The organism is Streptomyces phaeofaciens (assembly GCF_014648915.1).
In the GTDB taxonomy this organism is placed as follows: Bacteria; Actinomycetota; Actinomycetes; order Streptomycetales; family Streptomycetaceae; genus Streptomyces; species Streptomyces phaeofaciens.
In genome coordinates this window covers 201,233-225,765 of sequence record NZ_BMSA01000018.1, presented here as the reverse complement: position 1 = coordinate 225,765, position 24,533 = coordinate 201,233, and the positions used below count along the sequence as shown (strand labels likewise).

Below are 24,533 nucleotides of genomic sequence, written 5' to 3'. Positions count from 1 at the left end.
TGCCGCGGATCCGCAGTGAATCCCCGGCCTTCGACCTGCACCACCCCGAGATCGCGCAAGCCGAGTACGAGGCCCAGCTCGGCGGACTGGGCCCAAGGGAAGTGCCGGGATCCGAAAGCGGCCGGCCTTGACACCGTCCAGCCGTCGAGGAGCCCCGATGGACCGGCAGGAGGCCGCATTCGCCAACGAGGTCGAGGGCTACCTGCTGCTGCAAGCAGAGCGCGAGCGGGCACAGCACGAGGCCGCCGCGCTCTGCGCGCGCTTGCCCTGGCTCACGAGCGGTCAGGCGGAAGACCTCACCCGTCACTACACCGAGCAACGCCTCGGCCTCACCCGGCAGGCGTTCCAGGCCACCGCCGAACGGGCCAAGCGTCTGCGCGACGAGTACGAGGCCCGCTACGCCGCGTTGCGTCGCATTCTCCTCAGACGACACGCGGCCTGCGCCTGCCTGCTGTTGGCGTGCTCGGCAGTGGCCGGTACGGGAAGTGCTCTGCTGGCCCGCTGATCAGGCAGGGGCATGAGGCCCGGTTTGTACGGGGCAGGGCGCGATCCTCGGCCTAGAGCACCTAACACAAAGCCTGGTCGTAGCCATATCCCCTTCCCCATGGCTCGTTGAACGAGTCATGTTGAACGAGTCATGGGGAAGGGGAACGGTCCTCCGTGGATGGTGCCGGATGACCTGTGGGGGCGGATCGAGCCGTTGCGACCAGGCGGGCGTCCGCAGACCGCCGCCAGGACGCTTGCCGCGCCCGGACGCAGGCTGGTCAAGGCCCCCGGGGTCACATCTCGTCGGGGAGCATCAAGGCCATGATGGGCTCGCCCGAATCGCCGGGCTCTGTCATGGCTATGTGCCGGTCAACCCCAGTGGACCCCTGACGAACACGTGGCGCCGGACGCACGTCCGACGAGACGCCCCGTCAAGCCGTTGCGTTCGCGCAGATGGTGTAGAACTCGCCACTCACCGGTCCACCTGTGGCGGCCACACCCATCCGCCAGCCCGTCCCGTCGGCAGTGGGGCCGGTCTGCGTCACGCTGAGGAAATTCGGGTTACCACTGGTCACGATGTAGCCGCCGCTCAACACGCGCTTCCCTGCAGGGCAGGACATGACCGCGGTAGTGAAGGTGCCGGGCTCGAAGAAGGTGAAGCTGCCTTGACTGACGACCTCGTAGCCCGTGATCCCGCCTGCGGGTGGTGGGGTCGTCGTAGCGGCCTGCTCGCACGTCGCCCGCTGGTTGATCTGGTTGTTGTTGCCGTTGACGTTGTTCTGCAGCCCACACACCAGCGGTGACAGAAGGCCAGACAGCGGGCCGTCCCCCGCGCCTCGGCACTGCCGACGCCTGCTCCTGCCAGAGCAAGCGCCCCGGCCAATGCGACGGCGAATCGCACCATCTTCCGCATGCTGATCTCCTAGATTCGGTGCCGCTCACAGCAGAGCTTGAAAGGAACCCGGAAGTCCCTCATCACCACTCACCGAACCGACATGCTCGATCGGCCGATCGGCCGACAAGAAAATGAACCGGCCGAGAATCACGAGGCACTGGCGGCAGGAAGCAGGGACAACAGCTGACGGATGTGAACCGCGTGGACGGCCGCGCCCAGAGCAACGGCGTTCGCCAGGGGCCCCGATCGCGAACCTGTGCAGAGGGGGGCCGTCGGCGCTGCCCTGGTCGGCGGCCTGCCGGAGGAAGCGCTCCCCTCTTCCCCGTACCCGGCCTCTCCCACATCACGGCCAAGTGGTGCAGGGCGTCCGTGCTGCCGTGGTCGGCGGCACGATGGAGGAGGTGGTGGCCCCATTGCAGGCGGCGGAGGTTCCCGGCTGCCCGGGCGAGGTTGTTCAGGTCGTCGGGGTGCCTTCGCTGCGGACACCGCCCTACCGAAGGGCCTGAGTGCGGAAACCGCCGACCTAGTGGGATACCTGCACAATTCGCACGGCATCACGTCGGCTGCCGAGTGTGTGTCGTGGACAGATTCGGATCTCCTGAACCGATCCCGCCCACGCTCTGCCGCAGTCCGATCTCAAGCCGCCGGGTGCCCCTGCGGCTTCCACCCCTTCTCCGTCGTGACCAACACCCGCTGCCCGGCGAGGGCGCGGTCGCCGGCGATCTCGACAAGGGCGCGCGCCACGTTCGCGAAGGGGAGGGTGGGCAGGCCGGGAACCTTGGCGACCTGATCGAGGCGCTTGATTGCGACGGCGGGGACGGCGGGGGCCTCCTTGAGGTTGACCGGGTGGACGATCGTCCAGTTCAGGCCGCTCGCGGGCAGGCTCTGTTCCGAGAGCTCCTTGTCCTTGAAGATCGCGGCGACGACCGTCTTGTAGACCAGCCGCCCGAGGAACGACGCCTTCGCGGCCGTGTCCCCGACACCGAACGCGGAGACGAGGACGAACCGCTCGACACCGGCGTCCTGCGCGGCGGCGGTGATGACCGGCAGGGTGCGCTGCATCAGGTCGATGGGCTTCTTCGCGCGCAGGGCGACCCCGATGGCCGAGATCACAGCGTCGCTGCCGGCGAAGGCCTTGGCCAGTGCGGCAGGGTCATCGAGGGAGCCCTGCACGACGGTCAGCCCGGCCCGCCGCTGTACCGCGTCGGGGTTGCGGACGTAGGCGACGACCTCGTGCCCTTGGGACAGCGCCTCCTTCACGACGTGTGAGCCGATGTTGCCGGTGGCACCCAGTACGACGATCTTCATGATTCTTCTCCTCCTCCGGGGTCCGCGCAGACCCACTCGGGACTATTTACTTCGAATTCGAAGCGTCGGGGGAAAGTGCTTCGAATTCGAAGCGCATACTTGACGGTAGCATACTTCGAACTCGAAGCAAGGACGGTGGACCATGGAGCCGACCCCCCGACACATCGCGGCCTACTTCGCCCTCATGGAGGCCGGAGCCCTGCTGCAACAACTGGTCGAGAAGCAGCTGCGCGACGAGGGCAACCTCAGCTACATCCAGTTCCGCGTGCTGGCACAGCTCGCCGAGGCTCCCGACCAGAGCGTGCGCATGACCGATCTCGCCGACGGCGTCGTCTACAGCCGCAGCGGACTCACCTACCAGGCCGACCGCTTGGAGCAGAACGGCCTGATCGTCCGCACCCCGTCGCCCGACGACGAGCGCTCGGTGACCGTGACGATCACCGAGGCCGGCCGGGAGGCCCTGGCACACGTACTCCCTGGCCACATCGACCTCGTCGCGCGAGAGCTCTTCGGCCCGTTGAGCGAGGAGGACGTCACGGCGATGGCGGACGTGCTCACCCGAGTCCGCGACAACCTGCGCAACGCCCCACGCCGCCGGGCACCCCGCCGACGGCCCGCTGCGGGAGGAGATGACGGGCGGCCGTCCCGTTGACTGGCCTGCCTACGTCACCCGCGTCGGCGGGCCGCTGGCATCCGCACTCGCCCATGCCCATGAGAAGAAGATCGAGCACCGAGATCTGAAGCCGGGCAGTCTTCTGCCGATGTACGGCTGCGGATGTACGCAGATCTGCGGCAGGTCCTCGAGGAGACCTCTTCGCCGGAGCCGTCGGCCACGTAGAGGGGCGCGCTTTGCCGCCACGGGGGAGTGACGAACCGGGCCTGCGTCCAAGGTGCCGCACCCGTCCCCCGGTGCACGCAACCTGGAGGTGAAGCCGCCGCAGAAGAAGGCGACTTCGTCCGAATGGAGCGGTGTCAGGTGCGGGCCCGCAGCAGCGCGCGGACGGCGGTCGCGTAGGCGCGGGATCGGTCCCAGACGGCGAAGTGGTCGGTGTGCAGCTGGCCGAACTCTTCGTCCCGGCCGGGCTGGACAGGCTGGGATGTTCCGAGGAGGCGCAGGACGCCGACGACCTTGCCGAGAATCTGCGCCTGGTCGCCGGGGATCGGCTGATAGGCGGAGTTGCGAGGCACCGGCCACACCTGACCGTCCTGTCGGCGCAGGACCTTGATGGTGGCCTCGTCGTCCAGGGCGCGGCGACGATGGCACCGCGAGCGGCGCTGTCCTGGCGTCGTACGGTCACGGCGTCGCCGTCGCAGATCGCCGCATCGATCGTCCGGGCCACCGGACTCTGATACCGGACGACGTCCGCCGGCCGCGAGTCCCGAGCACGTCCGGTGCTTCGGCGGTGAGGCGCCTGGTTCGTCAGAACTCGGAGCTTGTGACGGCCATCCACAGCTCCATGTTGGATTGGATCAGCCGGCCCGGCCGCTGTGTGCCGGTGTCCGGGACGACCGCCCGGACCACGGGCTGCTCGCCCTTCTCGACGGTCACTTTCGTGCCGTCGAAGGTCGGCGCGTCGTCGGCCACGACGGAGCGCAACTTTGCCGCGGCACGGTCGGCGGTTGCCTCGTCCTTGGCCACGAGGCACAGGATCTCGGTGTTCTTGGCGGTGGTGGCGACCCGCTGGCCGAGGGCGGACAGGTGTACCGGTTTGGCGGGGGTGAGGGGAAGGAAGTCGGCGCGGTAGACGTCACCCAGACACTCGGCAACGCGCTGGTATTCCTTCTTGTCGGCCAGTGAGGTGCCGTTCTTCGGGCGGACGGCCGCCAGGGAGGTGTCGCCCTTGGCGTTGTAGGAGATCTCCCTGTAAGCCAGGACCGGCTGGGCGACCGTCCGGGTCGGGCAGCCACTGGCGGCCCTCACGCACACACCAAGGCCGACCAGTCCGATGGTGTCGGGTCGCCTAGCGCACGGACTCGGAAACACTGCAGTTCACGGGGCGGCAGGGGCCAGTCATAAAATTCCCTGTTCGGTCCCACTCGACGAGTTTGATCGGGCGTGGCGATGTTCTGGATCTCGTAGCCCTTTTCGTCGGCACTCGTGTCACCCCAGGTTATGTGAACCTGACGCAGGCCGCTCAGTCGATCGACCTGTCTGGTAGCGGTCACAGTCGTGGGTTCCGTGGGCGCTCCGAAGTCGTGAGTCACGGAAAAATTCGCATGGGCGCTGTCGTCGCTGGTCTCCTGGTTTTCCGCCGTGAGGAGATACCGCACTTCTCCGCCGTTGTCGATCCGTCGGGGAGCGGGAGTGGCTACATCTTCGAGATCGGTGCGATCGCACTCCTCCCACTCGTACAGGGAGAGCTTCACAGTGGAGGTAACCTGTTCACCTCTGAGTCGCAGCCGGATGCTCAAATCGCCCCTGGTCTCATGGTCAGCACATACCGAGATCAACCACGAGGTTCCAGGTCTAGCGTGCGTAAGTTCGAACGTCCTGTCGAGATTACGGGTCTTGGTTTCCCCGGATGCAAAAAGTCCGGCCTCGTCATGGACTCGCAGAAATCCCTTGACGGTAACGCGGTGGAGCGTGGCCGCCTCGGCCGGCTCCACCAACCCAATGAAGGCAGTGGGGGTCAAGAGAGCCGCAGCCACCAAACAACGCCCAAGCCTCATCGCACACCTCTCCCTTGAAGTCACAGTTGGGCTCGATGCGGACTGGAGGGGGTGGAGTGCCGCCCAGTGGGGGCTACTTCCACTCCAAACAGAATCCCACTGGCGCGATTCCGGCGCATCTCCGGCAGTTGAGCGGTCCGAAGGGCGCGTCGGCCCTCCAGCATGCTGGTCAACGCGTCTGCGCGCTGGGGAGATCGGTCGGATCGGTGGAAGAGGCGAGCCAGATTGGAAGGCACGTCATGGCCGAACCTGAGGCAGGCGCTGAGCCGGTTCCAGCCGAACGTCTCCCCCGCAGCCCGCAGCCCGCAGGTCCGGGCCGGGGGCGACGCGCACCAGGGCGAAGTCGAGGCGTTGGTCCGCCGCGAAAAACCCGTCCGGGTCGAGCTCCAACCGCGCCGGCAACTGGGGTCTGTTGTCGACGGTGACCTGGGCGTCGAAGGCCACGAAGCTCTGCCGGGCGGCCTCTGCGTCGGGGAGCACGTGATGGTTGGTCAGCAGCAGGTTCGGCGACGCCAGGAAGCCGGTGCCGACATGCGGCTCACGGCCGTTCTCCCGCACCGAGATCCGGGCGACCGTACGGGTCGCCCTGGTCCGCGCGGCAGAAAGCTCCAGGCGTGCAGGTCCCTGGACACCCCGAGGGTGCGTTCATTCGCGGCGGTCGCCTCCAGCGGTTCCGCCCGGACCGCCTCCCCCACCATGGAGGCGGGAACCGCCTGACGGTCCAGCAGCCGGGCCGCACTCCGCGAGTGCCTCCTCCGAGTCCGGGAAGGCGACCCCGGCGTCCTGCTGCCGCTCAACGGTCCGCCGCTCGTCGCCGGTCCTGCCGTACCGTGCCGCTGCCTCCGCGACCTGGCGATCCCATTCGTCGTGGGACCTGTCCGTGGCCGCCATGTCAAGTCATCGTCCTTCCGGCTGTGTTCCACGGCACGAAGGCGTTCGTCAGCCCCGCCAGAGCCGTACGCAGCTCCGGGTGGTGGCGCAGCAGCACCGTGATCATGGAGTTGTCGTCGATCCAGGCCATACCGGCCTTGGAGTACACCTCGGGGGTGTAGTACTCGGTGAAGAAGCGGTCGCTGTTCAGCCGCCGCGAGGCCATCAGGATGAAGATGCGGAACGCCGTGTCGCTGAAGGCGAATCCGGCCGGCAGTTTCTCCGCGTACAGCCCGACCATGAGGTCGACCTTCTCGATGTCGCCGTCGTAGAGCCACTGGATCTGCTCGGCCCACTCCCGGTTCTCGGTCAGTTCCAGGAAGTCCGCGGCGGGCCTGAGGCGCAGCAGTCGGCGGAACTCGTTGTAGCGGGGGACGCCCAGCTCCCGGCAGCGGAGGATGTCGGTGGCTGCGAGGTCCTGCAGCTGTCCGTCGGGGCGCTCGAACTCCTGAAGGAACTTGGGGAAGTTGTGCAGGGTGACCAGTCCGGGGTGGAGTGTGCCGAAGCTGTAGAGCAGGTCGGGCATTCCGGTGGTCTCCAGGACCTTCAGCGCCCCGGGGCCCGAGATGTCGCGGAGAGTGCAGTGGCGCAGGCTCGCGTCGTCGGCGGCGGAGCGCAGATGCCACTCGTCGCGGATGAGCGGGTGCATGCGGTAGACAGCCACGAACTCCTCGGTGAGGGAGTACGGGACGCCGTAGTGGTCCGTTTCGGCGCCGGGGATGCCGCTGACGACCTCGCTGTCGCTGATCCGGCCGAAGAGGTTGTGGACACGCTCGCCCGCGACGCCCCACCAGTTGGCGCGCAGTGCCTTGACGGTGGTGGGGTGGCTGATCACGGCCGGTGTCCACTCCACGGTGTGGATCTTGGCGAGGAGCGCGGCATTGACGAGCCGGGCCCGCTGGAAGAGCTCCTCGTCGTTCCAGGACGGGTACGCGCCGTGCAGGTGGTCGCAGATCGCATTGTGCTCACGGGCGAACAGGTCGTGCATCATGGCCAGGCCCAGCCAGAAGCCGGGGATGTGCGAAGGGTCCCGGGAGGGATCCGAGGGGATCGGGGACTGCTCGTCATCCCACAGATGCAGCTTGCCCAGCTCACCGGTGCGCATCAGACGCTGCGCTGTCTCGTTCGTCCCGTAGATCTGCGAGGCGTCCCACCAGTGGGAGGACACGTTGACGCGGGTGTCGGGCGTTCCGGGGGGTGCCTGCGGGTCGCGGGTCGGGTCGCCCGGTGTCCGCATGATCCGCATGGGGTGTTCCGGCCATGGGTCGTCGTCCATGAGGGGTACTTCCCAGGGCCGTTCCGTGGGACTGGTCCCGTGGCTGAACCAGTCTCGGACCATGAACTGAAGCCAGGCGGCGACCAGGGAGTTGACCGATTCGGCGGGGGTGAGCTCGTCGCGGCTGAGCAGGGCGCGGCTGACCTCGCGCGGGCTGGGCGCGGACAGTACGTCCTCGGGTGTGGCCGGGGCGATCCGGTCCAGCGGGATGTTCCGGCCGAAGCGGGTGCCCGCCATGCCCATACGCGGCTCGTCGAGGTCGTTGTGGCTGCCGTCGGGGGTCCGGTTGACCTTGTGGGTCTCGGAGGGGGGCGCGGGATCGGGTAGGTTGACCGAGGGCAGCCGGCCGGTGTCGTGGAGATTCTTCTGCCGCAATGTGACGCGCAGTCCGAGGAACGTCAGCAGGCCCGGTATGACGGGCAGTCTGTCCCAACCGAGGCGCCGGTCCACGTATTCGGCGCCGGCGGTGACGACCCGCCAGGGCAGTGACGTGCGGTGTCCGTCCGCAGAACGTCGAGCGGTGCGTCGCTGCTTGCTCATCGCAATTCTCCTTGCGCGGTTGCGAGGGTCACGTCGCTCGCCTTCTCGCTGATCACGTAGATGGGGGTGGCGATGAAGATTCCGGGCATGCGGGGGAAGACCGAGGCATCGACGATGCGCAGGCGGTCCACTCCGCGCTCCAGGCTCGACGGCACCGGACACGTACCGGCTGACGGCGCAGAAGATCCTCACACCGCCACGGCCCGAGGAGCGCCGAAACTGAGGGGACGCCGCCCGAACAGCGGGCGGCCCTCGGCGGCATGTGAATCGCCGGTGACCGTTTCCCGTGGGCTGTTCACCACGATGGCTTGCGGCACTGGGCGTAGACGAACGGGCCCGCCGGGTGGTCCTCGAAGTGGAGGTGTGGGCCGGTGACGTTGCCGGTACTGCTGGTCCTGCCTACTTTGCCGACCTTCTGGCCCGCTTTGACCGACTGGCCCGGGTGGACGCCTCGCTGCGAGAGGTGGCAGTAGACGTAGACCCGGCCGTTGTCGGCTTGAAGACCGATCCAGTTGCCGTACGCGCCCCCATTGCCGTTCGACCACTGGATCGTACCGTTGCGGACGGCGACCACAGTGGTCCCCTCCAGCGCGGCATAATCGTCCCCGGTGTGGTAGCCGGCGATGTAGCGCGGGTTCTTGATCCCGAAGCGGTAGGTGACGTGGTGCTCGGGTACCGGGGAAGTCGCCCGACCACCCGAAGGGCCAGGTGGCTGGTGGCCGTTGAGGCTGACCCTGAAGTCGAAGCGGTCGCCGAGCTTCTTGAGCGATACCTCTCCCGGGATTCCGTCCGCCTGTGCGCCTGAGAAGCCGAGGTGACGCTGCCATTTGGCATACGCATCCTGGGTGAGTCTGCCGAAGACTCCGGGACCCGAGCTGAAGTCGAGCCCCACGGCTGCCGCCAGGGCCTTTTGGACGACCAGAACGCTGTCGTTGTGTGCACCGGGTTTGACCTGAGACAGGATTACGACCTTGGACATGAGGAACATTCCTTCGGCGGCTGGTAATCAGTACCCGCGGGGTCGGCGGGTGGGGTCGAACTGACGGACACGGCCTGCAAGATTCGATCCGTCGAGATAGACGCCGTAGCGGACCATCACGTAATGCATGGCGGCGCAGATGTTGGCGACGCCGTCGTAGATCTCGTTCGAGGTACCAGGGTGGTGGTACGCAGCGAACGTCGGCGGGATCACCTGGAGGACGCCACGCGAGCAGTTGAGCGGGTGGCCGTCGCTCTGCGTGGGGCCGTTGGCGTTGCTGTCCCAGGCGTTGACCGCGTTGAAGTTGTAGGACGACTCACGCTTGGCCGCAACGAGGATGCCCGGCACCCAGTGGGTCTGCGGCACGCCGAGGATTCGACATGCCTCCTTGGCAGCGGCCGTGGTGCTGCCATCCGTTACATGACCGAAGGCCACAGCCTTGAGCGGGATTGCGGTGTAGCCCTTGACACTCCGTGCCTCCGAAGCCTCTGCGTCATCGTCCGGCTGATGCCGGCCGTCGAAGAAGTCCAGCCCGCGGACGACGAAGCTCTGCCGACGGCCCAGTTCGGTGAGCGAGTAGCGGCCGAACACCCCGTCCGCATCGGCGCCGGTCAGGCCCAGCTTGCGTTGGAACGCCGCGACTGCCGCCTTCGTACGCGGTCCGAACGTCCCAGGCGCGGCGGCGTAGTCGAGCCCGACCTCCTTTGCCAGGGCGCCCTGGACGGTCCGCACCGAAGTATTGCGCGCCCCGAACACCACGTCTGAGGCGGCCACCGCGCTCTCCTCAGCAGGCAGTGCTGTCCCGGGCCAGAGCCAGGATTCCATGGCTGTGCCGCCCCGGTGGTCGTCCGGGTCAGCCGTGGGAGGACAGCTGTCCTCGAACCTGGGCGCGAAGTAGCCGACGACCTTGGAGCTCCTGCGCTCGGTCCGGTGTGAGTAGACACCGTTTCCCTGACCGGCATCCACCGCATCCGCGGCCACGGTGTTGCCGCCTTTGGTGTGGACGTGTGTCGCGTCGAAGCCGACCACGAGTTCGGTGTGTCTGCCTTCGGAGAGGTTGGCCCACGCCCCGATCGAGGGGTACTCGGACCATTGACCGCGAACGCGCGCCCATTCGCTGAAGGCGGTGACGTTGTTGGTCTTGGGCACGAGGTGCTCAAGACTCACGTCCGCGTACATGTCCCAGTCGAACATGACGCACCACGGCTGCCCGTCTTCGCCGAATTGCCTTCCGAACTGGGTCCGGTTGTTGTAGCCGGTCCCGGGCAGATTTGTCTCATAGATGCCCTCAGGGACACTCTGGACATGATCGACGAGTTTTCGCCACTGAGACACTGCCATCGTCGTCCCACCTTCCGAAATCAGCAGCCAGCATCAGCGATGCCCGGCGGCTGTAAAAGTTTCGAGAGAATGTGGGTACTCATGAGTCCTTAATCCAGCACAGCATCCGAAACCCTTGATCACCACTCGGGCGATGGCCCTGCTGTGCATGTTCGCTATAGGTCGGCTTGACGCTTTCCAGGTCCCCAATGACGCCCCGCTCGCGCCCCCGCGAGCGCCTGCGCCTGCAGTGCGAAACGACGCCGAAGACCACATCCGGAGGCCGAGCACGGCCGGGCCAGCGGCGCGCCCCGCCTTCACCTCGGCAGCCCGCACCCGGCAACGCACTGCGTGCGGACACAGGAAAACTCCTGTGGCAGGGTCGGTCGACTTCGCTGCTTTAGGCACCCACTCTGTCACGAACCTCAAAGATCACAGCCCAAGATCGAGCACTATTGGGCAGGCTCACACGCCCGCCCCGATCCGGGATCCAACAGAATGAGGCGTGATCACGCACGCCAAATCCCCTCGACCCCAAATCCACTACCCCTTGCTGTCGCTTCACCCAGATCCGATGCCGACCGAAGAGGCAGACCATGATTCTCAATTCAATAATTCCATGGCTCGAATGTGGCAACCCAAACAATGCCAGGTTCTGGTGGGAGTGGTGGAATCCCAGCACGTGCAGGAACTCGTGGCGCACCGCGCCCTCTCACTGGACGGGCCTGTTCACCGCGTACTCCCACTCCGCTTCGCCGGGGAGCCGGAACGGCAGCGTCCCGAGCAGGCCGTCTTCGAGCCGGGCCGTGCTCGTATCCGAGTCGGTGTCGGGCCTGACAGTGACGCACACGGCCCCACTTCCGGAACAGCTCACGTCTTTCACGCTTCAACGAAATGGCCCTGAAAATGCCCGACTTGATACATTGGTAGCACACAGGACATAGCGGGGTTGATGACGATGGACGCGATCGTATCGTCGGCAGCCACTGCCTTGGTGGGCGCTATGACCACCGAAACGTGGCAACAGGCTCGGACAGCCCTCGTCGCCTGGTGGCGTCGGATCCGCCCGCAGCAGGCGAGCCGGGTGGACGCGGCACTGGTGGAATGCCGAAACCGCGTACAGACGGCCCGCCGAGCCGGGGACGAGAACGCGGAATCGCAGCTCGTCGCAGCCTGGCGGTCCCGTCTGAACGCACTTCTGCGAGACGATCCCTCGCTGGTGGACGAACTGCGGCGGCTGATCGACGAGGAGATCACCCCTCTCCTGCGCCACGGGGACGGCTCCCGCACCGGATCTCACGAGTTCCGCGCCGAGGCATCCGGACACGGCCGGGTGTTCCAGGCCGGGCATGACCAGCACATCCACGAGTCATGAGTCCCGCCGACAGACTGCCCCCGCGCGGAGAAGAAGTTCTGTTGGAGGCGCACGCATCGGAACGAGCCAGGATCTACCAGGCGCGGCGCGATCTATACATGTCAGAACGGGACATGCATCTGCACTACGAGGACGGTGTGCGCACGGCCCGCCGTGTGCACACCGCAGCAGTCTCTGAGCAATGCCCTTATCCAGGCCTCTCAGCATTCAGCGCCGAACAAGCGCAGTGGTTCTTCGGCAGGGACGCGCTGGTAGCCAAACTGCTCGTCCGGCTGGACGCCTGCCTTGCGGTGGGCGGGGCACTGGTTGTCGTCGCGCCCTCCGGAGCCGGGAAGTCCTCGGTGCTCAGCGCTGGGCTCCTGGCCGAGATCGCTCGAGGCGCCCTGCCGGGCTCGGCCTGCTGGCCTCGCAAATGGCTGACCCCGACCGCGCATCCGATGGCGGCCCTCGGTACCTGCCTGGCAGAGGTGACATCCTGGAGTCAAGGGGCGCCCGGCGACGGTTCGGACGCTCCTGTGTGGCGGCCGGACGTGCTGCGCCGAGCGCTCGCGGCGGACGGTGCCGAAGCCGGCCGGGAACGGCGCTTGGTACTGGTCGTGGACCAGTTGGAGGAACTGTTCACGCTGTGCACCGACCAGCGGGAGCGGCGGGACTTCCTGGACGCCGCCGTGAGCCTGGCGGACATGAGCCCTGACGGCGAACCACCCGTCAGCCTTGTCATTTTTGGCCTGCGCTCGGACTTCTACACCCAGTGCGCCGCCCACCCAGCACTACTGCACGCGGTGGAACGCAACCAAGTGATCGTCGGGCCGCTGTCCCGAACCGGAGTGCGGGAGGCAATCCTCCATCCCGCCCGTGCAGTCGGGCTGGACGTCGAACCGGGTCTGGTCCCGGTCCTGCTGCGCGACCTCGGCGTGCAGGAACAGAGCAAGGATCTCGAGGGAACGGACGACGCCTACGAAATCGGTCGGCTGCCGCTGCTCGCCCACGCGCTGCGGGCCACTTGGCTGCGCCGGGCAGGCCACGTCCTCACCGTGGACGGGTACGAATCGACCGGCGGCATCGCGCACAGCTTGACGACGGAAGCAGACCGCTGCTTCGACCGGCTGGCCCCCCAGGCACAGCAGACGGCGCAGTCGGTATTCCTGCGGCTGGTGAAATTCGGTGACGCCACCCAGGACACACGCCGCCCGGCCCGATATACCGAGTTGCTGGGCCACGGCGGGCACGCCGACGAAGCGGCCGAGGTGATCGAAACGTTCACCCGGGGGCGGCTTCTGACCCGGGAGCAGGACACCGTCACCATCACCCACGAGGTGCTGCTGCGTGCCTGGCCACAACTGCGGGAGTGGATCGAGGCCCACCGTGCCCGGTATATGGCCCGCCAGCGGCTGGACGAAGCAGCCGACGCCTGGCAGGAAGCCGATCGCGACCCCGGGCTGCTGTATCGCGGCCACAGACTTGACGAAGCCCGCGCGCTGGCCGACGACCGGGGCACCGGCGAACTCGGCCCGGTCGTCTCGGCGTTTCTGACCGCATCGGTACGTCAGCGCCACCGTGCGCGCCGAATCCGCCAGGGTGTCGTCGCTGGCCTGACCGTGCTTGCCGTGCTTGCCGCGCTCTCGGCTGCCATTGCCTTCCAGCAACGTGACACGGCGCAGCACGAACGCAACATCGCGATCCTCGGCCAAATCAGGGCTGAAGCCGACCAAGTGCGCGCGACCGACGCATCGCTGGCCGCCCAGCTGGATCTGGTTGCACACCGGATGTCAGCAGCCGCGTCGACAGAAACCCACCTGCTCAGCGCCCAGAACGTGCCGCTGGCCACCGTGCTGACCGGCCACACGGACCGGGTGAACGCCGTTGACTTCAGCCCCGACGGACGGGTGCTGGCCAGCGCTGGCGACGACGGCACGATCCGACTTTGGAACACCGCCCCTGCGGACCACCCGGCCCCACTGGGTCCCGCACTGCGCGGTCCCGAGGGCTCGGTACGGGCCCTCGCCTTCAGCCCCGACGGACACCTTCTGGCCGGCACCGGCGAGGACGGCACCGTACGTCTCTGGGACGTCCGCGATCCCAGTCACCCGGACCGCTCGGGCGTCGCCTCCGCCGACGGTTCCGGCGCTGTCAAAGCGCTCGCCTTCAGTCCGGACGGACACACCCTGGCCATCGCGGGACAGGACGGCCTGGTCCGTCTGTGGAACACCACCGACCCCGGGCACCTCCGCCCCCTCGTCAAGCCGTTCCGCGGCTCTGCGGGCGAGGTGAACGGCGTGGCCTTCAGCCCGGACGGCAAGCTGCTGGCGTCCGGCGGAAGCGACGCAACAGTGCGGCTGTGGAAGGTGGCAGACCGACGACAACCATCGGCCACCGGCCGGACGGCCGACATCTCCTTCAAGGCCGGCCTCCCGGGCTCCGCCCAGGCGGTCTCCTTCAGCCCGGACGGCCGCACCCTCGCCGCCGCCGGAAGCGATCAGACCGCCCATCTATGGGATGTCACGAACCCCTCCAAGCCGACCGCGCTGTACAGCCCGCGCAGCAACAACGTCGTCAACACCGTGGCCTTCTCCCGCAGTGGCAACCTCATGGCCTACGGCGGAGACGACAACATCATCTGGCTCGAGAACGTGACGTCTCCGGACGACTCCTGGAATCTCACGCCGGCGTTGAGCGGCCACACCGGGCACGTACTGGGTCTGGCCCTCGACCCGACAGGCACCATGCTCGCCAGTGCGAGCGCCGACCACACCGTCCGCCTGTGGACGATCCCACGCACGATCCTCACCGGACACACCAGCTACGTCAACACCGTGGACGTCAGCCCCGATGGAGACCTGCTCGCCTCGGGCTCCGAGGACAACACCGTCCGTCTCTGGGACGTCACGGACCCGCTCGCCCCCAGACCGGTCAGCGCATCCATCCGAGGCAGCGCACGGTACGTCAACTGGGTCGCCTTCAGTCCCAGCGGCAAGAACCTGGCCGTCGCGGCCGGACCCGACATCAGGCTCTGGGACGTCACAGAACCAGCCAGGCCCAAGCCGCTGAGCGAGCCGCTCCACAATCCTCGGGCAAACTTCCTTTCCGTCGAGTTCACCCCGGACGGGCGCACCCTGGCAGGTGCCAACGGCGACGGCACGGTCGGGCTGTGGGACGTCTCCGATCCCGTACACCCCACGTCCCTCGGGCCACCCTTGGACACCCAGGCAGGCGAGATCGACCGTCTGGCGATCAGCCCGGACGGCCGCACACTTGCCACCGCGGCGCAGAACGGCACTCTCCGCCTGTGGAACATCGCCATGCCCACCCGCCCGGCAGCCCTGGGTACGCCCTTGCGTGCCAGTGCGGACCCGCTCCAGACAGTCGTCCTCAGCCCGGACGGCCGTACCCTCGCGGCCTCCGGCAACGACGGCACCATCCGCCTGTGGAATGTCACCGACCCCACGCACCCCAGACAGGTGGGTCCGGCGCTCACCGGCCACAAGGACACCGTCTACACCCTGGCCTTCAGTCCAGACGGACACACTCTGGTCAGCGGCAGTTTCGACGGCGCGATCCGGCTATGGGACATCGACGAGCAGGGCCTCGCGCGGGCCCACGGACTGCCGGTGACGGGCGTCGTCGACTACGTGAACGCGGTGACGTTCTCACCGAACGGGCGCTTCCTCTTCATCGGCGACGGTGAGAAGACCGTACGCATCCTGCCGCTGTCCACCCAAGCCTCCGTCGACTATGTGTGCCGAGCCACCGGGAACCTGCTGACACCGGCCCTGTGGCACAAGTACATCCCGCAACTCGATTACGAGCCGCCCTGCGCCGAGAAGTGACACAGCGGACCGGCGAACCGCCGCCTCGTCTTCGTGGTTGGGTGATCTCTTGTCCCACCTCGAGGTCTGCGTCGATGTCCTGTTGGATCGCCGGGTCGTACCGCGGTTCGAGGAAGACGTTTTGCCAGGTCGGTCGAGGTGCCAGCGGTTGCCGACAGGTTCGCCCGGGAGTGGTGGGGCGTGTGCCCGGGGCCTGTTGGGGCCGAGGGGCTGGCTGGGCGGGTGACACTGCGTCTCCTCGTCGTGGCATCGCCAGTGGGCCGCAGACGGCATCGGCGGTCAGAGGGGATGGCGGTGCCCCGGCTCACAAGCCGGGACACCGCTTGCACGTGTGCGGTGAGCCGCCGTCGCGGGCCTCGCGCATGCGGATGGCCGAGGGTGACGGCTGCTCTGTGCTGCCGTGGCGTACTCGGCCAGGACTTGTCCGGCCGATCATGTCGGGCTGCTGCCGGTTCCGTCCTGCGGGAGCAGCCGGAAAGCCGGGCCAACCACACGGCACTGGCCCGGCTTTCTTCCGCTACGTTGTCGAGCGCACGATCGCCAGGCCTGAACGTCCTTCTCACGATCGAGACGGACCGTCTCCCGGCCGGCACAGTGACACCAGGCGTTCGCAACCTTGCCGTTCAGCCGCCGTCACGGGCGCGGGTGCGAGGCGGTGAATCACGCGCGGGGCACGGTGTTCCGCCCGGCGAGCAGCCCCGGGCGGCTGGTCCTGATGAAGTTCTTCGAAAATGGCTCTGGCCGCGATTGCGTAAATGATCTTGTGTCGACTTGGAGTGCATCGTGCCGCCCGGCCGGAGTACAAGCGCGGCTGGCCCGTGTTTCGCAGACTCGGCAGGATTCGAACCGGCGCGCCCCGACAAGCGGCCGGGAGCTCTGGCCAACTGAGCTTACGAGCCAACCACCCCGCTCGAGGCTGCCGCCCTGGCCAGCCAAAGCCAACTGCGATCCGGGCAGAGCCATTTTCAAAGAGCTTCAACAGCCCGGGGCTGACGGCGTGCGCTGCGGCTGCTCCGGTGATGTGCTGGAGCGTGTCCCGTGTCGCTCGCCGTTCTCCTGCTGCGGGATGGGAATCGGGCTGGTTCTCGGTCACTGTGGACGCACTCGGTTGAGGGGAAGCCCTGCAGGGGGAGGACGGCCGATGCCGCAGCCCGGTCTGTTCGAGCTGGAAACTGTCGTGGTGGCGCAGCCGAAGCGTTCCCGGTGGCGCAGATACGGGGGACCTGTGCTGACCCTGTCCACCGTGGAAGGAGAGCGGCTCGCCCATGTCACGCACATCGACGACTCACACTGGCTGATCACGAAAACGTCCGGCGAGTTCATCGCCGGCATCACCAAGCGGTCCCGCTTCGGGCCGTTCGGAGCGGTGCGGTTCCACTTCACCGGCACAGGAAACGAGCAGGTCGGCACCGCCGCTGCCCAAGGACTCGTCAAAACCCGGCAGCTGAGCCTGCAGACCGGGCAGAAACGCCCCCTGCTCCTGATCCGCCGGGGCGGCCTGTCCAGCGAATGGCACCTTGCGCGGACCGATCCGCAACGCGGCCCGGAACGGGAGATTCTCGCCCGGGTCACGGTGAGCACCATCGACGCCTGGCTCGGGTTGCAGCAGTACGCCCTCGACATGGCCCCCCGCCTGGAAGCCTGCGAACGGCGGGCCGTCGTCGCCTCGGTCGTCTGTCTGCACCTGCTCCGCCGGCCTCCGGCCGGCAACGCCACGCCCGCGTGACGGGCACCCCGGCCCTGCGAACGGCTCGACCTGAACAAAGCCACCCGGACCGCGGCGGCGCCGCTTGAGGCGGAGGCTTCGCGAAGAAGACCGCCCCCGTGCGCGTGCCGGCTCCAGGCTGCCGCCCGGGGGGTGCCCAGCAGGCCGGGCGCTGTCCGTCGGGGCGATGGAGGTCCGGCGGGGGGGGCGGGCAGAACGCAGGCTGCAGCCAAAGATGCGGACGGCAGGCCAAGTCAGGGCGGGGTACTGGTCCTTGGGCTACAGGCCGGAGCGTGGAAGCGCCCGTCCCGGCCGAGAAGGCGACGAGGCGGGCAGAATTCGGACGGCGCGGCCGGAACGGGAGTCAGGCGTGGTGGGCGGAAACGGTGACGTAGAGGGGGTCGAGCAGCTCGTTCTCGTACCCGATGACGAGGGCATCGCGCGGGTAGCTCGGAACAGGGGCTGTACCTGCCAATCGGCAGGTACAAGCCCGATGAAATGCCTTTCGTCGTACCTCAGTTGCACCAGCGTCATGCGGGATGCGCTACCGGATCCGCTCCATGGCGCGGAACGGTCCGCCAGATCGACCACGCCCTCGGTACCTGCCTCGGACGGGCGGGCGGGAGTCGCACATCCCCCTTGAGAGCTACAGGGATTGTCCATGTGGGGGTGACTCCCGGACGTCGGCGGATCCCTAGCGTGGCGGTCAGGTCGCCACCGGTGCGACCACCACCACAGGAGGAGACCACGATGGGCACGACATCCACGGCACCGCACGGCGCAGGATCCGGCCCGGGCGACGAGGGCGACGGCCGGGGCGGCCGTTTCGGCCGGATCGTTCGCTCTCCACTCGGCTGGATGCTGACGGGCATGGTCGGTGTCGGTCTCGTCTCGGGCCTGACCGCGACGGGCCCCGGTCCGGTGCCGGCGCTGGGAGCGGCTGCCGCGGTGGCCGTGTACTGGGCGGTCATGCGCTTCGTCGCACGACGCCCCACGCCGGAGATCGCCCGGCGTGGGGCCGGCCGGGAGGTATTGCTCGGCGGCGGGATCGGTCTGGGCTTCATCCTCGTCTCCGCACTCCTGATCACGGCTCTCGGGGGCTACTCGTTCTCCTGGGCGGGCAACGGCTTCGTGTCGGTCGTGTGGTCCGCGGTCATGGTGCAGATCGGTGCCGCGGTCACCGAGGAGCTGCTGTTCCGCGGTCTCGCCCTACAGGCTCTGGAGCAGTTGTGGGGCAGCCGGGCCGCCGTCGCGATCACCGGGCTGTTCTTCGGCGTCGCCCACCTGGGGGCTCCGGAAGCCAGTGGGTGGAGCGCGGTGGCGATCGCTCTCGAGGCGGGCGCCATGCTCGGTGCCGCGTTCCTGTGGCGGCGTAATATCTGGTTCGTCGCGGGTCTGCACTTCGCCTGGAACACTGTCGAGCAGCTGCTCGGCATCCCGGTCTCCGGACACACCCCCGAAGGTCTGTATACCGTCGACGTCCATGGTTCCGCCCTGCTGACCGGTGGCGGCTTCGGCTTGGAGACGTCGATCGTGCCCGTCGTCATCAGCGTACTGATCACTGTCTCGATGGCCGTCCTCGCCCACCGGAGCGGCGGTCTGCGGCCCCGGCGGCGGGCCGGGCACTGAGACAGGCAGACTGGAGGAAACGGAAGTGAAGTCCCGTCAGGCGCCCTGGCGTCCCCCGCTGCTCCGGGCACCACGTGACTGGTGGAGCGAGCGGGATGCCTCCGTCAAGGACGGCGTCCTTGCTCTGGTGCTCACCCTGCTGGCATTCGTGCCGACCCTGGCGAACATCGGAGGGCAGATCGGCGATCTGCCCGAACGGCCCGCGAACGCGCTGAGCGTCGGGCTGACCCTGGCTCAGACCCTGCCGCTGGCGGCCCGCCGCCGGTGGCCCGCCGCCTGTCTGGCCGTCGTGGCAGGCGCGTTCGCCGTGCACCAGGCTTTGGGCTTCGCGACGACGTTCGCGAGTGTGGGGCTGTATCTCGCCCTGTACTCCGCCGGGGCGAATCAGGTCGGCCTGCGCCGCGCCGTGACCGTCGCCGCGAGTGCGGCCTACGCCGTACTGGCCGTCGTCCTGCATCACCTCGGCTCACCGCAGGAGATCCCGGAATATCTCGCGTTCTATCTGACTCTGGCCGCGATCTGGCTGGTGGGGAGTGCCGTGCGGGTGCGGCGTGCGGAAGAGGTGGAGCGGCGGCGGCTGGCCGCCGAGGTGGCCACGGCCGCCGAGCGGGCACGGATCGCCCGCGAACTGCACGACGTGGTCACACACCACGTGACGGCCATGGTGGTCCAGTCCGACGCGGCGCAGTTCCTGCTCACGTCCTCGCCGGAACGGGCCGGGGAGGGACTGACGGCCGTCAGCGACACCGGCCGTCGGGCCCTGACGGAGCTGCGGTACCTGCTCGGCGTGCTGGAGGCGACCGGTGAGTCCGCGGTCGCCGATCCGGCGCGTGCGACCCGGGCTCCGACCCTGGGCCGGGTGGTGGACCTGGTCGAACAGGCCCGCAGGTCGGGCCGGCCGGTCGAGTTCAGTGAGCAGGGCGAGCGGCGGGCACGGTCCGTGGACGAGGAGCTGGCCGCGTACCGCGTGGTGCAGGAGGCGCTCACCAACGCGATGAAGCACGCGTCCGGGCAGATGACACACGTCCTGGTCCACCACCGCGAGGAGCACGTCGAGATCAAGGTGACGACCGACGCACCCGCCGCCTCCCCGGTGACCCTACCGGTCACGCAAAGGCGTGGCCCGGCGGGCGGACGAGGCCTGGCAGGGCTGCGTGCACGGGTGTCGATGCTCGATGGTGAACTGGACGCCGGCCCCCGGCCCGAGGGCGGGTTCGAGGTCCGCGCAACGATTCCGTCCAAGCCCGTTCAGGAGTGACCCCGTGAGCGATGCGCCGCAACCCATCCGTGTTCTCGTCTGCGACGACCAGGCACTGGTGCGGACCGGCTACGTCACCATCTTCTCCGCGCAGCCCGACATCGAGGTCGTCGGGGAGGCCGAGAACGGGCACGAGGCGGTGGAAGCCGCACGCCGGCTGCGGCCCGACGTGGTGGTGATGGACATCCGGATGCCCCTGCTCGACGGCATCCAGGCGACCCGGCAACTGGCCGGTCCCGATGCCGGGGTCCCGCCGAAGGTGCTGGTCGTCACCACGTTCAACGTCGATGCCTACGTCTACGACGCGCTGCGGGCCGGAGCCAGCGGCTTCCTCCTCAAGGACGCGCCTCCCGCGGAGCTGGTGAACGGGATTCGGACGGTCGCCCGGGGCGAGGCTCTGCTGGCGCCCGCCGTCACCCGCCACCTCATAGGTCACTTCGCCGAACACCTGCGGCCGGCCGGCACCTCCCGGTCGGCAGCCAGGGAAGAAGTCGTGCGCGCGCTGGCCCCCCGCGAGCTGGACGTGCTCCGGCAGATCGCCGAGGGGCTCTCGAACGCGGAGATCGCCGCGGCGCTGTTCATCACCCCCGAGACGGTCAAGACCTACGTTTCGCGGATCCTGGCCAAACTCGGCCTGCGCGACCGGGTCCAGGCGGTCGTCCTCGCCTACCGGGTCGGGCTGACGTCAGCGGCCGACTGACCGGACCGACCCTGCTGGGCCGGGCCCGGGACAGGCCTCAGTGGGTCGAAGCCGGGCGCCATACGGGCCGCGCCCTCACGATCAATGCGCTGAGCTGCTCCAATGTCGGCAAAGTTCACCGCCGAACATGGCGCCGTCGCGAGCGAGGCCCGCCCGGATCACGCCACGTCGTCGAGGCCTCCCTGCCCCTGGAAGGTGCGCCGGTAGGCAAGCGGTGAGACGCCGAGTTCGGTGTTGAGGTGATGGCGCAGGGAGGCGGAGGTGGCGAAGCCGACGTCGGCGGCGATCTGATCGACCGACAGGTCGCTGGATTCGAGCAAGTGGCGGGCGCGGTCGAGGCGTTGCTTGATGAGCCACTGCCGCGGGGGCAGTCCGGCTTCATCGCGGAAGCGGCGGGCGAAGGTGCGTGTGCTCATGTGCGCGTGAGCGGCGAGTCGGGGCAGGGTGAGCGGCTCGTCGAGGTGTTCCAGGGCCCACTGGCGGGTGGCGGCCGTGGAGGAGGCGGGGTCCTCGGGGACGGGGCGCTCGATGTATTGGGCCTGGCCGCCGTCGCGATAGGGCGGGACGACGCAGCGGCGAGCGGCGCGATTGGCGAGTTCGATGCCGTGGTCGCGGCGGATGAGGTGCAGGCACAGGTCGATGCCGGAGGCGGCGCCGGCGGAGGTGAGGATGTCGCCGTCGTCGACGAACAGGACGCCTTCGTCGAGGCGGATGTGCGGGTACCAGCTGCGGAAGAGCGGTGCGCATTCCCAGTGCGTGGTGGCGGGCCGCCGGTCGAGGAGTCCGGCCGCGGCGAGGACGAAGCCGCCGGTGCAGATGGACGCGATGCGGGTGCCGGGCCGGATGCGGGCCAGGGCTGCGGCGACGCCGTCGGGCAGGTCGCGGGTGAGGCGGTACGGGTCGACGGGGGCGATGATCACCGTGTCCGCGGCCTCCAGCGCCTCGGGGCCCTGGTGCGGGGCGACGGTGAAACCCGCGTTCGTCTCGACGGGACGGCCGTCCACGGAGGCGACCACGACCTCGTAGTGCGCGTCGGCGGCGCCCATGATCCGGGCCGGGATGCCCAGCTCGAAGGGGTACGCGCCGTCCAGGGCAAGGACGGCGACCCGGTGCGGCACGCTCTCGGCGGTTCGAGGCGACTGGGTGGAGAACATGGCACGATTCTAGCGTCTATTGGCTTTTGGGCCATGGTCGAGCGTGCCTGCCCCGCGGATGCTGGGACACATGCACAACACCACGCACACCACCGCGACCATGCAGGCCATCAGCCAGGACGAGCTCGGCGGCCCCGATGTCCTCAAGCCCGTCACCGTTCCCCGCCCCGCACCCGGCATGGGCGAGATCCTCGTCCGCGTGCGCGCCGCGAGCGTCAACCCCGTCGACGCCATGAACAGGCAGTCCGGCGTCTTCGTCGGCGAGCCGCCGTTCGTGCTCGGCTGGGACGTGTCCGGCACGGTCGAGGCCGTCGGCCCCGGCGTCACCGTCCACCGGGTCGGCGACGAGGTCTTCGGCATGCTGCCCTTCCCGCACGGTCACGGCGCCTACGCCCAGTACACGGTCGGCCCGGCCCGCGGCTTCCTGCCCAAGCCCGAGCGCCTGACCCACATCCAGGCGGCCGCGCTGCCGATGGCCGGCCTGACTGCCTGGCAGGCTCTGGTCGAGACGGCCGGGATCGGCGAGGGCAGCCGCGTCCTGATCAATGGCGCGCCCGGCGGGGTCGGGCACGTCGCGATCCAGATCGCCAAGTCGCGTGGCGCACATGTCATCGCCGTCGCGGACGGTACGCAGGACGCCTTCGTGCGCTCGCTGGGCGCCGACGAGGTCATCGACTACACCACCACCGACATCACCGAGGCCACCGTTGACCTGGATGCGGTCCTGGAGACCATCGGCGGCGACTACCCGGCGAAGGCCGTGACGCTCCTCAAGCCCGGCGGCACCCTCGTCTCCACCCTCCCGCCGACCCTCGCGCCCGCCGCCGCGGCAGCCCACGAACGTGGGGTGCGGCTCGCGGGGATCTTCGTCGAGGCCGACCGGCACGGCCTGCGCGCCGTCGCCGACCTGGCCGCCACCGGCCACCTCACCCCGACCGTCGCGGCCACCTTCCCCCTGGAGCAGGCCGCCGCCGCCCACGCCGAGCGGCCCGCCTACGGCAAGACCGTCCTCACGATCGCCTGACACGGGTCCCCGCCCGCCCCTGGGCCACCCACTGCGCGCTCGCGGTCACGCACCCCAGAAAGCCGCTGAGGGCTGCGCCCAGTTGTGGGCAGCGGGGCCTTTCCGGCCTGGTCGGCGGCATCCGGTACGGCGCCCAGGCCCCGCTCGGCCCGCCCCGTCCACGGCCCCCTGCCCCGCAGGCCGGCGCGCCCCCACGCCCTCGTACGGGAGGGGGCAAGCACCCGCACGCGCGCTTCCCCTTCCCTCGCCTCCACCCCTCACCCTCCTGAAAGGCGCATGCCACATGTCTGCGCACAGCCAGATCACCACCCCGAACCTGCATGTCGAGGCCGCCAACGGCGTCACCTACCGCTACCGCCGCTTCGGCACGCCCAACAAGAGCAACCTGCCGTTGGTCCTGCTCGTGCACTACCGCGCCAACCTCGACAACTGGGACCCGCACTTCGTCGACGCCCTCGCCGCCGAGCGTGAGGTCGTCCTCGTCGACAACGCGGGCGTCTCCGGTTCCACCGGTAGCACCCCGAACTCGGTGCAGGAGATGGCCCGCGACGTCCTCGCGTTCGTCGACGCCCTGCGTCTGCGCCGCTACGACCTGCTCGGCTTCTCCCTCGGCGGCTTCATCGCCCAGGAGATCGCCCTGTACCGGCCGTGGCAGGTACGCAGGCTCGTCCTGGCCGGCACCGGCCCACAAGGCGGCGTCGACATGCACCTGTTCATCCCCAAGGTCCTGGACATCGCGCTGGCCGACGACCCGACGCCCGAGGCACTCCTCACCCTGTTCTTCGAGCAGTCCGCCACCAGCCGAGCCGCCGGTGTCGAGTTCATCGAGCGGCTGGGCCTGCGCACCGCCGAACGCGACGAGTACGCGGATCTCACCACCCGCGACGCCCAACTGACCGCGATCTCCACCTGGGGCATCCCCGACGAGACCCGGCTCAAGCGCTTGGCAGGCATCCGGATCCCGACCCTGGTGGCCAACGGCGACAACGACATCATGGTCCCGACCAGGAACAGCTACCTGCTGGCCGAGCACATCCCCAACGCCGCCCTGAGCATCTACCCGGACTCCGGCCACGGCTTCCTCTTCCAGTACCCGGTCGAGTTCGCCACCGAGGTCAACACCTTCCTCGGTTCCTGACCACCCGCCCGCACCCTGCGGCGACAGAAGCCTTCAATCGCCCTCTACTCACCGAAAACCCTGAACAGGCCAGAGCGCCTCGTCCGTGTTCGGACGCGAAACGGAGACCACGATGAGGGCCTTCACGATCGACCGCTACAAGGAGCAGGACGGCGGGCACTTCGCCGAAGTGCCGGACCCCGAGGTGGGGGCCGGCCGAGGACATCCTGATCCGGGTGAGTGCGGCGAGCGTCAACCCGATCGACCTCAAGATTGCAGAGGGGGGTGAAAGCTGCTAGAGATTTCCTAGTCTTTCATAGTCATTTCTAGTCGGATGCCT

20 protein-coding genes and 1 pseudogene are annotated in these 24,533 nt (G+C 68.5%); 10 read left to right on the top strand and 11 right to left on the bottom strand.

Translation table 11 applies throughout. The annotated features are described in order from the left end of the window. The first annotated feature begins 157 nt into the window (after positions 1–157). The gene (locus IE275_RS28225) at positions 158–505 is read left to right on the top strand and encodes a hypothetical protein (protein WP_189714239.1); all 348 of its coding nucleotides are present in this window, start codon (positions 158–160) and stop codon (positions 503–505) included. 412 nt (positions 506–917) lie between these two features. Here IE275_RS28225 and IE275_RS28220 read toward each other — a convergent pair whose 3' ends face one another. After that, complete coding sequence (locus IE275_RS28220) at positions 918–1,280, bottom strand: hypothetical protein (RefSeq protein ID WP_189714238.1); 363 nt, start codon at positions 1,278–1,280, stop codon at positions 918–920. A gap of 737 nt (positions 1,281–2,017) precedes the next feature. Next, positions 2,018–2,689 (bottom strand): NAD(P)-dependent oxidoreductase, encoded by a 672-nt coding sequence (locus tag IE275_RS28215; RefSeq protein ID WP_189714237.1) that lies wholly within the window; start codon positions 2,687–2,689, stop codon positions 2,018–2,020. Between the two features lie 142 nt (positions 2,690–2,831). Here IE275_RS28215 and IE275_RS28210 point away from each other — a divergent pair, with 142 nt between their 5' ends. Further along, positions 2,832–3,341 (top strand): MarR family winged helix-turn-helix transcriptional regulator, encoded by a 510-nt coding sequence (locus IE275_RS28210; RefSeq protein ID WP_189714236.1) that lies wholly within the window; start codon positions 2,832–2,834, stop codon positions 3,339–3,341. 458 nt (positions 3,342–3,799) lie between these two features. Here the strand turns inward: IE275_RS28210 and IE275_RS28205 are convergent. The 8 genes and pseudogenes from IE275_RS28205 to IE275_RS28170 form a co-directional block, all read right to left on the bottom strand. Next, positions 3,800–4,017: pseudogene (locus IE275_RS28205) on the bottom strand (LexA family protein); the annotation flags it as partial. A gap of 92 nt (positions 4,018–4,109) precedes the next feature. Then, complete coding sequence (locus IE275_RS28200; protein ID WP_189714235.1) at positions 4,110–4,610, bottom strand: hypothetical protein; 501 nt, start codon at positions 4,608–4,610, stop codon at positions 4,110–4,112. Beyond that, complete coding sequence (locus IE275_RS28195) at positions 4,607–5,056, bottom strand: hypothetical protein (protein ID WP_189714234.1); 450 nt, start codon at positions 5,054–5,056, stop codon at positions 4,607–4,609. The genes IE275_RS28200 and IE275_RS28195 overlap by 4 nt, the downstream gene beginning before the upstream one ends. A gap of 540 nt (positions 5,057–5,596) precedes the next feature. Next, positions 5,597–5,917 (bottom strand): trypsin-like peptidase domain-containing protein, encoded by a 321-nt coding sequence (locus tag IE275_RS46180; RefSeq protein ID WP_229870647.1) that lies wholly within the window; start codon positions 5,915–5,917, stop codon positions 5,597–5,599. A gap of 334 nt (positions 5,918–6,251) precedes the next feature. Continuing rightward, positions 6,252–8,105 carry a peroxidase family protein gene (locus IE275_RS28185; RefSeq protein WP_189714233.1) on the bottom strand — a complete coding sequence of 618 codons (1,854 nt, stop codon included), beginning with the start codon at positions 8,103–8,105 and terminating at the stop codon, positions 6,252–6,254. After that, a complete protein-coding gene (locus tag IE275_RS28180; RefSeq protein ID WP_229870646.1) occupies positions 8,102–8,236 on the bottom strand; it encodes a GMC oxidoreductase in 135 nt (44 codons plus the stop codon). The genes IE275_RS28185 and IE275_RS28180 overlap by 4 nt, the downstream gene beginning before the upstream one ends. 164 nt (positions 8,237–8,400) lie before the next feature. Next, on the bottom strand, positions 8,401–9,084 hold the full coding sequence (locus tag IE275_RS28175; RefSeq protein WP_189714231.1) for a peptidoglycan DD-metalloendopeptidase family protein: 684 nt from the start codon (positions 9,082–9,084) through the stop codon (positions 8,401–8,403). Between the two features lie 27 nt (positions 9,085–9,111). Then, the gene (locus tag IE275_RS28170; RefSeq protein WP_189714230.1) at positions 9,112–10,425 is read right to left on the bottom strand and encodes a peptidoglycan-binding protein; all 1,314 of its coding nucleotides are present in this window, start codon (positions 10,423–10,425) and stop codon (positions 9,112–9,114) included. 982 nt (positions 10,426–11,407) lie between these two features. Between IE275_RS28170 and IE275_RS28165 the strand changes: the two genes are divergently transcribed. From IE275_RS28165 to IE275_RS28140, 6 genes are all read left to right on the top strand, one after another. Then, a complete protein-coding gene (locus tag IE275_RS28165; protein ID WP_189714229.1) occupies positions 11,408–11,779 on the top strand; it encodes a hypothetical protein in 372 nt (123 codons plus the stop codon). A gap of 113 nt (positions 11,780–11,892) precedes the next feature. Next, positions 11,893–15,606 (top strand): WD40 repeat domain-containing protein, encoded by a 3,714-nt coding sequence (locus IE275_RS28160; protein WP_189714228.1) that lies wholly within the window; start codon positions 11,893–11,895, stop codon positions 15,604–15,606. A 1,141-nt stretch (positions 15,607–16,747) separates the two neighbouring features. Beyond that, complete coding sequence (locus tag IE275_RS28155; protein ID WP_189714227.1) at positions 16,748–17,332, top strand: hypothetical protein; 585 nt, start codon at positions 16,748–16,750, stop codon at positions 17,330–17,332. Between the two features lie 729 nt (positions 17,333–18,061). Next, the gene (locus IE275_RS28150) at positions 18,062–18,940 is read left to right on the top strand and encodes a CPBP family intramembrane glutamic endopeptidase (RefSeq protein ID WP_189714226.1); all 879 of its coding nucleotides are present in this window, start codon (positions 18,062–18,064) and stop codon (positions 18,938–18,940) included. Between the two features lie 25 nt (positions 18,941–18,965). Further along, complete coding sequence (locus tag IE275_RS28145) at positions 18,966–20,198, top strand: sensor histidine kinase (protein WP_189714225.1); 1,233 nt, start codon at positions 18,966–18,968, stop codon at positions 20,196–20,198. Between the two features lie 4 nt (positions 20,199–20,202). Further along, a complete protein-coding gene (locus tag IE275_RS28140) occupies positions 20,203–20,898 on the top strand; it encodes a response regulator (protein WP_189714224.1) in 696 nt (231 codons plus the stop codon). A 158-nt stretch (positions 20,899–21,056) separates the two neighbouring features. On the opposite strand, the gene IE275_RS28135 is transcribed toward IE275_RS28140, so the two are convergent. Beyond that, entirely contained in the window at positions 21,057–22,052 is a 996-nt protein-coding gene (locus tag IE275_RS28135; protein ID WP_189714223.1) for a GlxA family transcriptional regulator, read from the bottom strand. Between the two features lie 70 nt (positions 22,053–22,122). On the opposite strand from IE275_RS28135, the gene IE275_RS28130 reads away from it, so the two are divergent. Both IE275_RS28130 and IE275_RS28125 read left to right on the top strand, forming a co-directional pair. Continuing rightward, the gene (locus IE275_RS28130; protein ID WP_229870645.1) at positions 22,123–23,076 is read left to right on the top strand and encodes an NADP-dependent oxidoreductase; all 954 of its coding nucleotides are present in this window, start codon (positions 22,123–22,125) and stop codon (positions 23,074–23,076) included. Positions 23,077–23,359: 283 nt separating this feature from the next. Continuing rightward, complete coding sequence (locus IE275_RS28125) at positions 23,360–24,214, top strand: alpha/beta fold hydrolase (RefSeq protein WP_189714222.1); 855 nt, start codon at positions 23,360–23,362, stop codon at positions 24,212–24,214. The last annotated feature ends 319 nt before the right edge of the window (positions 24,215–24,533 follow it).

Bases quoted from the DNA above. Each gene is read 5' to 3' on its own strand.
- IE275_RS28215 (WP_189714237.1), bottom strand. From the start codon at position 2,689: ATGAAGATCGTCGTACTGGGTGCCACCGGCAACATCGGCTCACACGTC.
- IE275_RS28225 (WP_189714239.1), top strand. From the start codon at position 158: ATGGACCGGCAGGAGGCCGCATTCGCCAACGAGGTCGAGGGCTACCTG.
- IE275_RS28185 (WP_189714233.1), bottom strand. From the start codon at position 8,105: ATGAGCAAGCAGCGACGCACCGCTCGACGTTCTGCGGACGGACACCGC.
- IE275_RS28170 (WP_189714230.1), bottom strand. From the start codon at position 10,425: ATGGCAGTGTCTCAGTGGCGAAAACTCGTCGATCATGTCCAGAGTGTC.
- IE275_RS28155 (WP_189714227.1), top strand. From the start codon at position 16,748: ATGCCGCAGCCCGGTCTGTTCGAGCTGGAAACTGTCGTGGTGGCGCAG.
- IE275_RS28160 (WP_189714228.1), top strand. From the start codon at position 11,893: ATGCATCTGCACTACGAGGACGGTGTGCGCACGGCCCGCCGTGTGCAC.
- IE275_RS28175 (WP_189714231.1), bottom strand. From the start codon at position 9,084: ATGTCCAAGGTCGTAATCCTGTCTCAGGTCAAACCCGGTGCACACAAC.
- IE275_RS28165 (WP_189714229.1), top strand. From the start codon at position 11,408: ATGACCACCGAAACGTGGCAACAGGCTCGGACAGCCCTCGTCGCCTGG.
- IE275_RS28125 (WP_189714222.1), top strand. From the start codon at position 23,360: ATGTCTGCGCACAGCCAGATCACCACCCCGAACCTGCATGTCGAGGCC.
- IE275_RS28150 (WP_189714226.1), top strand. From the start codon at position 18,062: ATGGGCACGACATCCACGGCACCGCACGGCGCAGGATCCGGCCCGGGC.
- IE275_RS28210 (WP_189714236.1), top strand. From the start codon at position 2,832: ATGGAGCCGACCCCCCGACACATCGCGGCCTACTTCGCCCTCATGGAG.
- IE275_RS28130 (WP_229870645.1), top strand. From the start codon at position 22,123: ATGCACAACACCACGCACACCACCGCGACCATGCAGGCCATCAGCCAG.
- IE275_RS28135 (WP_189714223.1), bottom strand. From the start codon at position 22,052: ATGTTCTCCACCCAGTCGCCTCGAACCGCCGAGAGCGTGCCGCACCGG.